The sequence below is a fragment of the Pseudoalteromonas sp. CNC9-20 genome (genome assembly GCF_022347875.1).
Taxonomy (GTDB): domain Bacteria; phylum Pseudomonadota; class Gammaproteobacteria; order Enterobacterales; family Alteromonadaceae; genus Pseudoalteromonas; species Pseudoalteromonas ruthenica.
This window is the reverse complement of record NZ_JAKRFS010000006.1, coordinates 301,105-315,428: the sequence shown is the minus strand read 5'-3', so window position 1 is coordinate 315,428 and position 14,324 is coordinate 301,105. Positions and strand designations below refer to the sequence as shown.

Sequence of the window (14,324 nt, the reverse complement as noted above, 5' to 3'; positions counted from 1 at the left end):
ACTACTCGTTCACTTGGCTGTCAGCAACATCATTGTTGCTGACCACGCTAAAGCTGTCTTTTTTGTTTAACTGCTTTATTTGTCCTTCCATGGTCGCACCGGCGGCAATGCTTAGGGTGTCGTGAAAGACATCGCCCTGTACTTGGGCGGAGCTTTCAATCGCCACTTTACTGGCACTAATTGAACCACTTACTCGACCTTTTATAGTCACATCAGTGGCCTCAACACTGCCTTCAACTTGACCTTGGCTGCCAATAATTAAGGTATCAGCCTTAATGTCGCCGTCAATACGGCCATCGAGCTGAACTTCGCCTTGGCTGGAGAGGGTGCCTGTTAAGCGAACATCTGCCGCTATCAATGATGGGGTAGCTGTATTTTTACTCAAAGCGGGCCTACTATTCTGTGTATCTTTGTTCTTTGAAAACATCGGTTAATGCCTTGGTGATTTTTACCGGATTAATATGTTTGTTGTTATGCAGCACTTCATAATGCAAGTGAGTCGCTGTGCTACGACCGGTACTTCCCATAAGCGCGATGACTTGTCCTTTAGTTACGGTGTCACCACGTTTTACTTTAATTTCATTGAGGTGGCCAAAGCGGGTGCTAAAGCCATTTGCATGCTCTATTTCGATGAATCGACCATACCCGCCATTGCGCCCTGCACGAACGACAGTGCCCTCAGCAGGTGCAAAAATCTCGGTATTGCGCCAAGCTGCTAAATCCACGCCTTTGTGCATAGCACGGCGGCCATTCATGGGATCCTTACGCAAGCCAAAACTGCTGGAGATATAATAGTCGGCAGCGGGAAGTACATGTGGAACTTGCGCGAGCATGGTTTCTAATTGGTTAAGTGTGAGCAGACGGTCGACTACATCCATTGACGTGTCGATTTGCTGATCATCAAGGATCAGCTCCAGTGGTCCACCTTGAGCAATGGCTTGTTCACTCTTTTCGAGGAGCTCGTCCATCACCGTTTGTGGTAACCCGGCTCGAGCAATCGCTTCTGACAGTGCCTGCTCGCGCTTGGCAATCACTTGGTCTAGCAGCGTAAAGGTGTTGTCGTGGCCTTGTGTTAGGCGAGCCACACGAGTATCTATATTGCTGTCACTGACATCTGTGGCCTCAAAGGGTAAGCCTTGCTCTGGCATTAATGAAGCCGGTAAGGTTGCCAGCACGCTTTGTGTTAGTTGTTGGCGCTGCTCTAAATGCCCCAACTTGACGATTAACTCATCTTGCGCCAACCGTGCTTGTTGCAACTCGTGTTTTAGCTGTTCATTTTCGGCCAGTACATCGCCGCTGGTGTGTTGTAATTGCGTTTGTTGCCAGAAGTTATAGGCGCCAAAGCTCGCCAAGGCACCAATGCATGTCAACACCCCAAGGGCAAACATGCACTGTTTGGTCGTGCTCATTTCAACAACTTTGACTTCGCCGTGTTGACGGATCAAGAGTTGCTTAGCTGGGAATAACTTAGTAACTAAGTATGATGGTGTTAACTTCATAGCGACAAATTACTGACAAAAACGCAGCTAAGATATCAAGGTGAGATTAAAAAGCCAGCAAAAAATTGTAACTGAACGGAAAAAAAGTGCGACTTATCGCACCCTGAACGGGGGATAAATCGCACTTTTTTATGGCGTATTGCCATATCAAAGAATGTTATTTAGCAGGGAGTACGGTGCCACGGCATTCGCCAAAACCGATACGAGCATAGCCCTCTTTTTCGCACCAGCCACGCATGATTACGGTATCGCCATCTTCGAGAAATTTCCGTTGTTCGCCATTGCCTAGATCAATGGCCTCTTTGCCGCCGCGTGATAGCTCTAACAGTGAGCCCGCCTCTTCGTGCTCAGGACCAGACTGAGTGCCTGAACCTAGCATATCGCCTGGCTGGAAGTTACAGCCGTTGACGGTGTGGTGGGCGACCATTTGTGCCACGGTCCAGTACGAGTGTTTAAAGCTTGACTGTGATAAGCGGTACGGCGCTTTGCCTTCGCTGCGCATTTTTTCGGTTTCAACGGCGACATCCATTTGAATATCAAGCGCACCGAGTTCGCGGTTTTTACTGGATTCAAGGTAATCAAGCGGTTGAGGGTCATTTTCGTCACGTGTCCAAGCGAGACGGTAAGGTGCTAGCGCTTCGTTGGTAACAATCCACGGCGATACGGTAGAAGCAAAGTTTTTCGCTAGGAATGGCCCAAGCGGCTGATATTCCCATGCTTGCAAATCACGTGCAGACCAGTCATTGAAAAGACAAAAACCAAACACATGGTCATCAGCGTCATCCAAGGCAATAGTGTCGCCTAGCTCATTGCCTTTACCAAGATAAATGCCAAGCTCTAATTCATAGTCCAAGCGCTTACAGGGGCCAAACGATGGCGTATCGGCATCAGGTGCCTTGGTTTGACCTTTAGGGCGCGGGAAGCTTTGTCCACTTACGCCAATGCTAGAAGCGCGACCATGATAGCCAATGGGCACCCATTTATAGTTTGGTAGCAAGGGGTTATCCGGACGGAATAAACTGCCTACAGCCGTAGCGTGATAAATCGAGGTATAAAAATCAGTGTAGTCGCCGATGTGACAAGGCAGGTCATACTCGACGTCACTCTGTGCGATTAACGCATCTTGCAGCTGGTTTTGTAACTCGCTATCAGTGCGTAAGGCGCGCGATAAAGCCAGACGTAATGCTGACCAATGTGCTTGGCCCATAGCCATAAATGCGTTTAGATTTTTTCCTGCTGCGGCTTCAACAGCCTGCTGTGCCTGTTCATCAAACAGCTCTAGGCGTGCAACTGTGGCTAGGTCAAGGACTTGATCGCCAATGGCGACACCACCGCGAAAGACTTCGTTGCTGCCTTTGCGACGAAAGGTGGCAAATGGCAAGTTTTGGATAGGGAAATCGGTATTGGCGTTGGCTGAGCTGACCCAACTGGTTAAATTCTTATCGTGCGTTTCATTGAGTTGCATAAGAGATTCCTTTTGCTGATTCTAAATTGGTTATTGAGCCGTTCACACAAAAAACAAGGGCTCGAAACGTGAAAAAGCAGTACCCGCCATAAATGGCGAGCCTGCTTTTAACGCTAGATAAAAAGGGAATTATAGAACGCCACGGCGCTCTTGATCGCGTTCGATAGACTCGAACAGCGCTTGGAAGTTACCTTCACCAAAGCCACCATCATCAACACGCTGGATCATTTCAATGAAGATAGGGCCAAATAAGTTCTTGGTGAAAATTTGTAGTAAGTAGCAGTTTTCTTTTTGGCTATCGACCAAAATTTGATGCTGCTTGATTTTCTCGCGGTCCTCTTTGACCCAAGGCACCCGGTCAAAAATAGTGTCGTAGTAATGCTCGACAATGTCCAAGGTGGCGATATTGCTCTTATCTAGCTTATCCAAAGAGCCGACTAGGTCATCAGTTAAGAAAGCCAAGTGCTGCACGCCCGGACCATTGTACTCGTCTAAGTACTCATCGATTTGGTTGTTGTTGTCATCCTTACCTTCATTGATTGGAATAGAGAAGGTGCCGCAAGGTGACTTCAATGCATATGACAGCAGTGCAGTTTTTTGGCCTTTAATATCGAAATAACGTACTTCGGTAAAACCAAACACATCTTTATAGAAGTTAGCCCATGTTTCCATGGTGCCTTTGTAAACATTGTTGGTTAGGTGGTCGATACGTGTGAAGCCTTTGCCTTCAACCACATTCGGTTGCGCTAAATCTTCAAAATCGGTGTCATAAATTGAGCCGTTGTCGCCAAATTTGTCGATAAAGTAAATTAAGCTGTCGCCAATACCGAAAATAGCAGGGTAAGGCATATCTTTATTAGTCGCATCGGTTGCCGGTTTGGCACCGCGCTCAACCGCCACTTCAAAGGCTTTATTCGCATCTTTTACGCGCCAGCCCATAGAGCAAATGGCAGGGCCATGGCTTTTAGCAAACTCAGCAGAAAAACCACCGCGCTCATTGTTTAAAAGGAAGTGAATGTCGTTTTGGTTGTAATAAACAATGTCTTTACCTTTAAACTTCTTCAACTTTGAGAAGCCAAACTCACTAAAGATAGTGTCCATATAATCCGCATCTGGGGTTGCGTATTCAGTAAACTCGATGCCCATTAGGCCGAGAGGGTTATTTACTTCGCTCATGTTGTTACTCCACTTGCATAGGTAATAGGTGGCTGTGATTGCGGTGAGTCCGCACTAATAATGGTTATAAATTGCAACAGCCAACCTCTGATCATTTGATGGCATCATCGGAGAAAAAGTGCCAAAGAGAAAGCCTAGGCAGGGAATTAACCAGGAGGGGTAATGTAAATATAAGTGGACGTTTTTAGGTAACTGTAAGCTTTTCGTTAAATTTGTTCTCTAAATAGATTCAGCCATCAAAAAAAATGCACAAAAAAGGCGCCATTAGGCGCCTTAGTGAAGAGGGGATTAACGGTTACTGCTTCTCACCAGTGATTTCCAACTCTTCTTCTAGCAGTTGCTCTTTATCATGCTGGCCCTCGGCGCCGTGCATCCAGTCAACCAGCTTGTCGGCCATTAGCCACAAGCAAATACCTGCGATAAAGGCCATAATGGCAACGCCGCCAAAGGTGCTAAGTGGTCCACCTTCGCCAACTAGTTTACCGATTTCGGCTGCTACGTAGTTACCCAAGCCCGAGAATAAGAACCACATACCCATTAGTAACGAAGTAAACTTAAGTGGTGCTAGCTTCGAGACCATAGATAAACCGATCGGCGATAAGCACAGCTCACCCATGGTGTGGAAGATATACGCCATCACTAACCAAATTACATGGGCTTTCATATTCGCATCATCGCCAATTTGTAAAGCTGCTCCGACCATAGAAATAAACCCTAGGCCAAGGAAGAACATGCCTAAGGCAAACTTACGTGGTGAATCCGGTTCTTTATCACCCATACGAATCCACAGGCTGGCAAAAATAGGCGCTAAGATAATGATGAAAATAGGGTTAACTGCTTGCAACCAACTGGCCGGCATTTCCCAACCGAAAAACACCAAGTCGGTTTTGTATTTCGCAAAGAGGTTCATTGACCCCGCTGCTTGCTCAAACCCAGCCCAGAAGATGATAGTGAAAAAGCTCATAATAAGGATCACTTTAACGCGGTCGCGCTCTTCACTGGTTAGCGGCTTTTTGTTTGCGCCTTGGTCGTCCTCAGACTGCTTAGCAGATGGCACAGTACCAATACTACCTAAGTATTTTTTGGCTAATAGTAATTGCAACACCACACCCAGTAGCATACCGACGCCGGCGGTGAGGAAGCCGTATTGATAGTCAAACTTTTCACCGATAGAACCAACGACGAAGTAACCTAAAATAGAGCCTAAGTTGATCCCCATATAGAAGATGGTAAAGGCGCCATCGCGGCGTTTATCACCTTCGCTATATAGGTCTCCCACCATGGTAGAGATATTAGGTTTGAAGAAGCCATTACCTAGAATTAGTAGCGCTAAGCCCAGGTACATCATCTCTTTCTCAAAGCCTGACACCATGGCATGAGGCGTGCCTAAAGCAAATTGGCCGAGGGCCATGGTGAGGCCACCGAAAATGATGGCTTTTCGCTGACCAGATACATTGTCGGCAAACCAGCCACCGAGTACCGGTGTTACATAAACAAGCAGCGCATAGATACCCAAAATGCTGAGTGCATTTGATTGTAGCGCTTTGTGATATTCGTCTTGGGCGTTGGCACTTAAAGGGTCAATGCCAAAGTAAGCCATATCCCAACCCATGGCTGCGGCGGTGGCGATAGTGGAAAGGTAAAGCACGAAGATACCGCGCATACCGTAATAGCTCATGCGCTCCCACATTTCTGTGAAAAATAGCAAAAAGAGCCCTTTAGGGTGACCGAAAAGATCACCTGTTTTAGGTGCTGAACTCATGAAAATTTACTTCCTAAATAAATCAGTATCAAAGGCTGTGAGCCTTGAATACTATTACTGCAATTTACAGTACTGCCGTACTGTCACTTATTTAGGCCTTATTATTATTGTTATGATGTTCAAGTATTACTTCGGCGACGCCAAGTAATGGTGTGCCATAACCTCAACTGGAGTCTGAGGGGGCACATTTTATGTGAACGGGTGGCCCGCTATCACCATGGTAAAAAAGCGAGGTTATGCATAGAATTGCACGCGCTGCGCTGCTTTATCCTGATGACAAGCGCGCGACAGTATACATAGAGCCATGCATCAGGGGAAGTACTGACGCTTAACCGCCAATGAACCCAGAGCTCTACCATGCTGGCTTTTTAGCCTTATATTGTGCAATCCAGACGATAACTTCTTGGCGTGGGGGTATAAAATAGAATCGATTATTTGTTCAATTTTCTTTACGTTTTGCTATCCATCTTAGCCTTTTATAGCGTATGATTGCGCCCAGCATTTGATTGGTAACACGTGATTGAGGGATCCATGCGCCTTGAAATATATTGCCAAGACCGAATCGGTATCGCCCAAGAGATACTGAATATCCTGGTGAGCTACCAAGTTGACCTAAAAGGCATCGAAGTAGATGCTAAGCATTGTCGTATGTATGTCAGCTTCCCCCCCATCGAGTTTGAGCAATTCCAAAAAATTATGCCTTCTATCCGCCTAATTGACGGTGTTGAAGACGTTCGAACAACCGCGTTTATGCCCTCCGAGCGTGAGCATAACGAGCTTAATACGCTGCTCAGTGCGCTCCCCGATGGCGTTATCTCCATTGATAACAAGGGCTGGGTGCGGTTGTGTAATGCTGCGGCATGTCGCGACTTACAATTGAGCGAGCAAGACGTGGTCGGCGCCAATATCAATAACCTCCTTAAAGGCTTTAACTTTACCCGTTGGTTAGAGGGGTCAGAGGTATTAGGACAAACCACCCGTGTGGAAGTGGCCGGAGAAGATTTCATTGCCGATATTCTGCCTATCTCTGTGCCTCAAGGTGAAGAGCAAGACGCCTTGGCGGGGGCGGTTATCAATATCAAATCACAAAGTCGTCTAGGTCAACAAGTCAGTGCATTTCGCCGCTATGGCCAAGAAAGTTTCGCCACCATACATAATTATTCAACGGCGATGCGCCGCACTGTACGCGAGGCGCGCAAAATGGCGCAGCTTGATGCGCCGATTTTGATCACCGGTGAAACGGGCACAGGTAAAGAGCTTATGGCCAGAGCCTGCCACTATGCCTCTAATCGTTCGGTTAAACCCTTTATTGCGTTGTCATGCGCCTCACTGCCTGATGATGTTGCTGAATCAGAGTTATTTGGTTATGCCGGGTATGAAGACAACGCCGCCCCCAAACGCGGGGTATTAGAGCAAGCCGATGGCGGCACGGTATTTTTAGATGAGGTTGGCGAGATGTCGACCCAGCTGCAGACCAAACTGCTGCGCTTCTTACAGGACGGTACTTTCCGCAAGGTCGGCGATGAGAACGAAGTAAAGGTCAATGTGCGCATTATCGCGGCGACGCAAAAAGATCTTCCAGCCATGGTGCAAGAGGGAGGCTTTCGCGAGGATCTCTATTATCGTATCAATGTACTGACGCTGGAAATATCACCACTGCGTGATAGGAAAGCAGATATTGGGCCCCTGGCCGAGCACTTTGTGCAAAAGTATGCGCAGCAAAACGGCGCGACAGTACCTAGCTTAAGTAAAGAGTGTATTGAGTATTTGGAGCAGTATCCATGGCCGGGCAATGTGCGGCAATTAGAAAATGCCATTTACCGCGCGGTATCTTTGCTCGATGATAGCGAACTGACGGTGGAGCACTTGCAACTTCCGAGCTTCACCAATGATCTTGGTTACTTGGAGTCTGATTTTGAAGGCAGCCTAGATCAGGCGGTAAAACGCTTTGAAGCTACGTTATTGCGTAAACTTTACCCTGCATACCCCAGCTCTAGACAGCTTGCGAAGCGTTTGGGCCTGAGTCACACCGCTGTGGCGAATAAGCTGCGTGAATACGGGATAAACCGAAAAACGGTCAAAGTTTAATAATGGCGCCGTCAGGCGCTATTTTTTTGTGCCCATGTTCTTAGTGACCCCACTGACGGTGATTGATTCAACGCCCTCAGCTGCGAAATTTACTTTTATAGCGGCATTATTGCTGGTGAAAAAGTAACTGCGATCATCAATATGTAACTCGTAATTGCCTTTAACCTGTTGCTCGAATTGTCCTTTCTCTAGGCGAATTACATGTTCGCCGAGTTGCCAGTAAAAGCTGTCAAACCAGCCAGAGTGGAACTCTTGCAGCCATACTTGGCTGTCGTCTTTACTAAGCACTAAGGCCAAAGAGTATGACTCGGGGAGGGTGTCCATATCATAACTTTTGTTGCCGATACGCAACGTACCTTGCTCACTGTCCCAAGCGAAACCGAAGGTGAAAGGCGTTTGTTGCCCGGCGCTGTTTGCGGTTGTGCCCTTGCCGACGTAATCAAAATCAGCAAAGCAAGGCATACTCATTGCCAATGTGGCCAGAGCAAATAAAGTTGGTTTCATATTAACCCCTTTGTGAGCGAGAAGTTTTAACCATAAATGACCTGGCGTCGCTGCGCAACTAACGCACTAAGGTGCTCGACGACTCAAGCAATGCTATGATGGTGGTCTTACCTGTTTATTAACACGCTACCACAAGGAGAGCGCGGTGAACTTATACTTCCGTTTATTATGGCTGTTTTTCAAAATCAAAGGTAATAAAACACAACAGCCGCTGTTGGATACGGTCGATATTGACTTTCGGGCCTGGCCGCTGGATTGCGACATTAATTTACATTTAACGAATTCTCGTTATTTGGCGTTAATGGATATCGCTCGGACATGGATGACTGCGCGTTTGGGACTATTGCGTGCGGTGATGAAGCGCCGTTGGTTCCCTGTGGTTAATGCGACAGCCATTACCTATATTCGCGATGTAAAACCATGGCAAAAATTCACGGTTTCGACCCGATTGGTAGGCTGGGATCATAAGTATTTTTATATCGAGCAAAAATTCACCTCACACCGAGGCCTGCATGCTATTGCTTATGTGCGGGGCGTGTTTCGCTCGCGAAAAGGGGTCGTCGATATCGAAGAGATTTTGGCGCTGGCTGATTTTAATGATGAGGCACCCATTTTACCGCCGGAAATCATGCACTGGAAAGCCATGTTGGAGCAAAAAAAAGCGACTAACAAGAATTAGCCGCTTTAGTTGCTTACATTAGCAAGTGGTAACCGTGAATCGGTATTAGAAGGTGTAACGTACACCTAGCATAGCCACAACAGGGTCAATTTTGACATCAACGGTCAGTGCTTTCTGGCCGTTTGCATATACACTGGCATCGCTATCAATGTCCATGTAGCTCACCATACCGTGTAAACCCCAGTGTTTGTCGAATGCATAGTTAAAGCCAACTTGAGCGGCCAAACCAACTGAATCGTCAAGCTTGAGTTCAACATCATCGGTTCCTAACGTGGTTTTTAAGTCTTGGCTTGCTTGCTCATCAAAAAATACCGTGTAGTTTACGCCGGCACCCACAAAGGCACGGAACTTATCACCTGCTTGGCCAAAGTGGTATTGACCTAATAGCGTGGGTGGAAGGTGCTTAATGTTACCAATTTTCGCACCTTCAAGGCCAAGGCGACCATTAACGTCATGGCTAAATGGCGTGGCGGCGATAAGTTCAATGGTCCAATTGTCATTGAGTGCATAATCGAACGTGAGACCAAGCTGAGTATCATCGTCGGCGTTAAGTCCTAAGGTTGGGGCTTCGTTAATTTTAGACACTTCACTATCAGGGTTTACGTTGATAGCGCCAACGTTAACACTTAGGTTAGCGTGAGCGTATGAAGAGGTGCCAAGGAAAAGGCCAATTAGAGCTGCGCTGAGTGTTTTTTTCATCATCATATTCCTGTTCGATACATCGGAAAAGCTTTGCTGTTGGCGCCATTATCACTACTTAAGAAAAATAAAAACTGTTCTAGATCAAGCTTTGCCTCAGGTACGCTGCAGAGCGATTAAAAACCTTGATTTAGATTAAACTTTTATCCATTTCATGCACACAAAGGAGAGTTCATAAGCTGACATTAAGATGTCATATGAGCAGGTTGTAATAGCTTTACCAACAGCTGCAACAGGGCAGGCGTTATGCAATTGAACACATCGCAACAACAACGCGTTAATCAAGATAATGTCGTTTCATATTTACAACAGCTTATTCGGTTTCGCTCCATTACCCCTGAGCAAGGTGGGGCTATCAATTGGTTACAACAACAGCTGCAACAGCGTGGTTTTAATTGTCATGTATTCACCTGTCATGGTGTCACGAACCTTGTTGCCGATTGCTACTTTGGTCCAGGCGCCAAGTTTGCCTTTTGTGGCCATATCGATGTTGTACCTGCTGATGCATCGCGGTGGCATGTTGATCCCTTTGCTGCTGAGATAATCAATGGTGAAATTATTGGCCGAGGAGCCGCTGATATGAAAGGCGGTGTCGCAGCAATGTTGGAAGCGACCGATAGGGTGCTCATGCAAAGCCCAACACAGGGGCACTTTTATTGGTTGATCACCTCTGATGAGGAAGGTGAGGCACTTTATGGCAGTGCGGAAATAGCTAACTATCTTGCTGCCCAAGGCAAACATCTTGATGTCTGCCTAGTGGGTGAGCCCACAGCCGATAAACGCGTTGGCGATACCATCAAAAATGGCCGCCGTGGTGCACTTTCAGCACGTATTGAAGTTCTTGGTAAAGCCGGGCATGTGGCTTACCCCGAGCACAGTGTGAATGCCGCACATTTGGCTGCTCAGATGAGCATGGCTTTGCAACAAATAGATTGGCAAAAAGATATTGAAGGGTCGAAAACAACATTACAAATAACTGGCCTCACAGTCCCTAACAGTTTAGATAATTTGGTGCCAGCCAGCTGCTTTATAGAGTTCAATGTGCGCTATAGTCATGGCTATCGTAGTGAAAGCGTTAAACGCTTAATCACCGCTGCCTTGGCGCCTTGGCAGCAACATACGACAATTAGTTGGCAGCGTCCCTGTGAGCCTTATTACACGGCGGGTGGGGGAGCGTACGACCTGCTCGCAGCGTTGGAAGAAGCTATTTACCAAAGCACTCAGAGTTACCCGCAACTGAGTACCAGTGGCGGCACCTCTGATGGGCGCTTTTTTGCCAGTGCTGACACCCAAGTGGTCGAATGCGGTGTACGTAACCACACCATACATCAAGACAACGAGCGTGTGGCTGTGAGTGATTTAGCTAAGATCACCGAAATCTACGAGCGCACGTTGGCGCATTTTTTCACTAAATAACTCAAGTGAGTCATGAAAAAGCCGGCATACGCCGGCTTTTTTTGGTTGGGAGTTGGTTAATTCATATTGCAGGTGCGCTTAATGAGGGCTTCGTTGTTAAGGTAACGGCGCGCCTTTTTTTCTTTTAGCTTTGCCATATCTACCAGCACTAGGCCATCAATACAGTTGTTGAAGTCAGGGTCCACACTGAAGCTTAAAAATGAGACGCCCTGAGGCTGGCAGAGTTCAGTGTATTGTTTGAAGAGCGTGGGAACTTGTGCCCCCATATTGGCAAGCACGTGTTTTAACTCTGCAAAGTCAGCTTTTGCATCACTGCCATTAAACAAACGTTGGCACTGCTCTTTTACACATTCGCTGTATTTAAACTCATGTTTAGCCGTTGCTAACGGCTGTTGCTGAGCGTAGTAATGCTGATAATAATAAACTAACAGCTCTTTGGCATTTTGAGGCAGTGCATTGGATAAACTGACTGCCCCAAATAAATAGCGATATTGCGGGTAGCGACTAATAAACGCACCAATACCAAACCATAAGTAATCGAGGCTTTTGCGGCCCCAGTACTTGGGTTGCACAAAGCTTCTGCCAAGTTCGATGCCAGCACCGAAGTAAGGCGCCATATCGTCTTGGTAGTTAAACAAACTGTCCGTGTATAACCCTTGGCGTCCGTGTTTGGCAATAATATCATCGGCACATGCAAGGCGGTAAGCGCCCACGAGCTCTAGCTGTTTAGGATCCCATAGAATGAGGTGGTGGTAGTCCATGTCATATTTATCGATATCACGGCGGCGACCACTGCCTTCGCCGACAGCGCGAAAGGCAATTTCGCGAAGGCGTCCGAGCTCACGAAATAGCGGTGAACTGCCTTGGTAATTATATAAGTAGATTTGCATGCCATCTTGGGTTTCTCCCAGGCGCTCGCATTCACCGAGCGCCCCTACTAAAGCTTGGCGGCACTCGGCGTGGGCAATGGGAGCTTGGGTTTTTAAGAGTTCAGGCTTTTTAGTTCCCAATCTATACAGCTGCTTACGAATAAGCCGGCTGATCTCTTTGTCATTAAGGTTATCAATAAGGTAAGACTTCGGCGGAATGGCAGTGCCTATTTCGAACTCCAGCGACTTTTGCCGTTGCTTAAACATTTCTTGTACCAATAACAAGGTGGCAAGCGGCTTGTAAATCATCGACGTACCGTAAAACAATGGACTGTTCTTAGCTTTTACTAGAATCGGTAAGATAGCCGCATTGGCCTTTTTGGCTATACGCAGGTAGCCATTGTTCCACTTGCAGTCTTTAACGCCTGTTGGGCGTAGCCGCGACACTTCGCCAGCAGGGAAAATTAACAAGGCTCCTTCAGCTTTAAGGTGCTGATGAATGGCATTGAGTTCTTGCTTGCGGCTGTTGCCAGACATGTTATCAACCGGCAGTAGTAATGAGTGCATTGGCGTTACACTCATCAACAAACGGTTGGCAACAACACGGATATCTGGGCGTACGCGAGCTAGCACGCTTATCAGCGCCAAGCCATCCAATGAGCCAATCGGGTGATTCGCGATAATCACGAGGCGGCCTTCGCTTGGGATATTATCCAACTGTGATGAGCTAAAGCGAGCACTGAAGTCCAGCTCTTCGAGCACTTGCTCGATAAACTCTAATCCTTGTAGGTGAGGATAGGTATCGGCAAAAGCAACAAACTCTTGTTCGTGTAATAAATAGCCCAGCCCTTTCTTTACCAGGCCTTTTACTTTTGGTGAGTTGGCAAGACTCGGTAAGTTATCTTCAACCACTTTATCAATACTGATCATATTACCACCCTTTGGTAATGAGATTAGCCACAGGGTAAGAATTAACCATGACATCAAAGTGTAAAATAGATGACAGTTTCAAGACGACATCGGGTTGTGGGATACTGAGGAAAACTATCGCTGTGATGGAGATAATATGAGTTTATTAGTGGCAATTGCGAACAGAAATACAGATAAGCTGCAGAGCATGCTTAAACAGCAACTGGGTGAGCAGCAAGTACAAGTATGGCCTGATATTGAGGATGCTGCAGCGATTGATATGGTGCTTGGCTGGCAGGTACCGGCTGAGGTGTTTAGTGCTTTGCCAAATCTAAAAGCGGTGTCTTCTTTTGGTGCCGGTGTCGACGGCCTTAACCTGGATGCCATTGCAGATCATGTGTCGGTCACGCGTATTGTTGATAATGAGCTGGCAGCAGATATGGCTGAATACGTATTAACGCAAGTGCTGCTGCATAAATCTCATATGCCTCGTTACTGGCGTCAGCAAAGTAACAAACAATGGCGAGCGAAGCGGGTGCGCGCACACAATCGCGTCGGCCTGCTCGGGTATGGTCAGCTTGGTAGCGCTATTGCGCAGCGTTTAGCGGCTAATGGCTTTACTATCAAAGCGTGGTCGAACTCAGAAAAACCTGACACAGCGACGGTGACACACTTTTGCGGTGATAGCGGCCTAAACGAGATGCTTGCGCATGTCGATTATTTGGTTTGTGTACTGCCTTTGACTGCAAAGACCCGCAATATAATTGATGCTGAGCTGTTGGCAAAACTGCCTGCGCATGCGGTATTAATTAATGTTGGCAGAGGAGAGCATGTATGTGAAAGTGCATTACAAACCGCACTATCAAAACACACTTTAGGCGGTGCCACCCTTGATGTGTTTCGCCAAGAACCTTTGCCAGAGAAGAGCCCTTTATGGCACCAAGAAAACCTCATTTTGACCCCGCATTGCAGTGCGCTTAGCCGCATTGAAACGGTTGTTGAGCAAGTGGTCGACAACTATCAACGCTTGCAGTCTGGGCAAGCATTAAAGCACCTCATTAGCCGCGAACGAGCTTATTAAGTTGTTTTAATAGGAACTAAACACTGTGTAAGTAAACAGCTTGTTAAGTTTTAGTCAGTTGCTATAGTAAACAAGCTACATGCTTGATGTATAAAAAAAATAACAAGTTAGGCTATTTTATTAGCCGCAACCTTTATAGGAAGCGCTATGAAACATAATCAAGGCGGAGCTAAGCTC

12 protein-coding genes are annotated in these 14,324 nt (G+C 46.9%); 4 read left to right on the top strand and 8 right to left on the bottom strand.

Annotated features, from left to right (window positions below; translation table 11 throughout):
- Position 1 precedes the first annotated feature (1 nt).
- The 5 genes from MHM89_RS16065 to MHM89_RS16045 all read right to left on the bottom strand — a co-directional run bounded on the left by MHM89_RS16065 (position 2) and on the right by MHM89_RS16045 (position 5,902).
- The gene (locus MHM89_RS16065; protein WP_022945290.1) at positions 2–427 is read right to left on the bottom strand and encodes a polymer-forming cytoskeletal protein; all 426 of its coding nucleotides are present in this window, start codon (positions 425–427) and stop codon (positions 2–4) included.
- Complete coding sequence (locus tag MHM89_RS16060) at positions 396–1,499, bottom strand: M23 family metallopeptidase (RefSeq protein WP_239409209.1); 1,104 nt, start codon at positions 1,497–1,499, stop codon at positions 396–398. Before MHM89_RS16060 ends, MHM89_RS16065 begins: the two co-directional genes overlap by 32 nt.
- A gap of 157 nt (positions 1,500–1,656) precedes the next feature.
- Positions 1,657–2,964, bottom strand: coding sequence for a fumarylacetoacetase (fahA, locus tag MHM89_RS16055; RefSeq protein ID WP_022945289.1), 1,308 nt, complete (start codon positions 2,962–2,964; stop codon positions 1,657–1,659).
- Between the two features lie 129 nt (positions 2,965–3,093).
- A complete protein-coding gene (gene hppD / locus MHM89_RS16050) occupies positions 3,094–4,140 on the bottom strand; it encodes a 4-hydroxyphenylpyruvate dioxygenase (RefSeq protein ID WP_130147455.1) in 1,047 nt (348 codons plus the stop codon).
- Between the two features lie 295 nt (positions 4,141–4,435).
- Entirely contained in the window at positions 4,436–5,902 is a 1,467-nt protein-coding gene (locus MHM89_RS16045; RefSeq protein ID WP_022945287.1) for a peptide MFS transporter, read from the bottom strand.
- 531 nt (positions 5,903–6,433) lie between these two features.
- Between MHM89_RS16045 and tyrR the strand changes: the two genes are divergently transcribed.
- Complete coding sequence (gene tyrR, locus MHM89_RS16040; RefSeq protein WP_022945285.1) at positions 6,434–7,990, top strand: transcriptional regulator TyrR; 1,557 nt, start codon at positions 6,434–6,436, stop codon at positions 7,988–7,990.
- Positions 7,991–8,008: 18 nt separating this feature from the next.
- Here tyrR and MHM89_RS16035 read toward each other — a convergent pair whose 3' ends face one another.
- Positions 8,009–8,494 (bottom strand): hypothetical protein, encoded by a 486-nt coding sequence (locus MHM89_RS16035; RefSeq protein ID WP_130147453.1) that lies wholly within the window; start codon positions 8,492–8,494, stop codon positions 8,009–8,011.
- Positions 8,495–8,639: 145 nt separating this feature from the next.
- Between MHM89_RS16035 and MHM89_RS16030 the strand changes: the two genes are divergently transcribed.
- Positions 8,640–9,173, top strand: coding sequence for a thioesterase family protein (locus MHM89_RS16030; RefSeq protein WP_022945283.1), 534 nt, complete (start codon positions 8,640–8,642; stop codon positions 9,171–9,173).
- A gap of 45 nt (positions 9,174–9,218) precedes the next feature.
- Here MHM89_RS16030 and MHM89_RS16025 read toward each other — a convergent pair whose 3' ends face one another.
- Positions 9,219–9,872 (bottom strand): OmpW family outer membrane protein, encoded by a 654-nt coding sequence (locus MHM89_RS16025; RefSeq protein ID WP_022945282.1) that lies wholly within the window; start codon positions 9,870–9,872, stop codon positions 9,219–9,221.
- Between the two features lie 246 nt (positions 9,873–10,118).
- Here MHM89_RS16025 and dapE point away from each other — a divergent pair, with 246 nt between their 5' ends.
- Complete coding sequence (gene dapE / locus MHM89_RS16020) at positions 10,119–11,288, top strand: succinyl-diaminopimelate desuccinylase (protein WP_138588783.1); 1,170 nt, start codon at positions 10,119–10,121, stop codon at positions 11,286–11,288.
- 56 nt (positions 11,289–11,344) lie between these two features.
- Here dapE and MHM89_RS16015 read toward each other — a convergent pair whose 3' ends face one another.
- Positions 11,345–13,087, bottom strand: a complete 1,743-nt coding sequence (locus MHM89_RS16015) for a lysophospholipid acyltransferase family protein (RefSeq protein ID WP_239409208.1) — start codon at positions 13,085–13,087, stop codon at positions 11,345–11,347.
- Between the two features lie 136 nt (positions 13,088–13,223).
- Here MHM89_RS16015 and MHM89_RS16010 point away from each other — a divergent pair, with 136 nt between their 5' ends.
- Positions 13,224–14,147 carry a glyoxylate/hydroxypyruvate reductase A gene (locus MHM89_RS16010; RefSeq protein ID WP_239409207.1) on the top strand — a complete coding sequence of 308 codons (924 nt, stop codon included), beginning with the start codon at positions 13,224–13,226 and terminating at the stop codon, positions 14,145–14,147.
- The last annotated feature ends 177 nt before the right edge of the window (positions 14,148–14,324 follow it).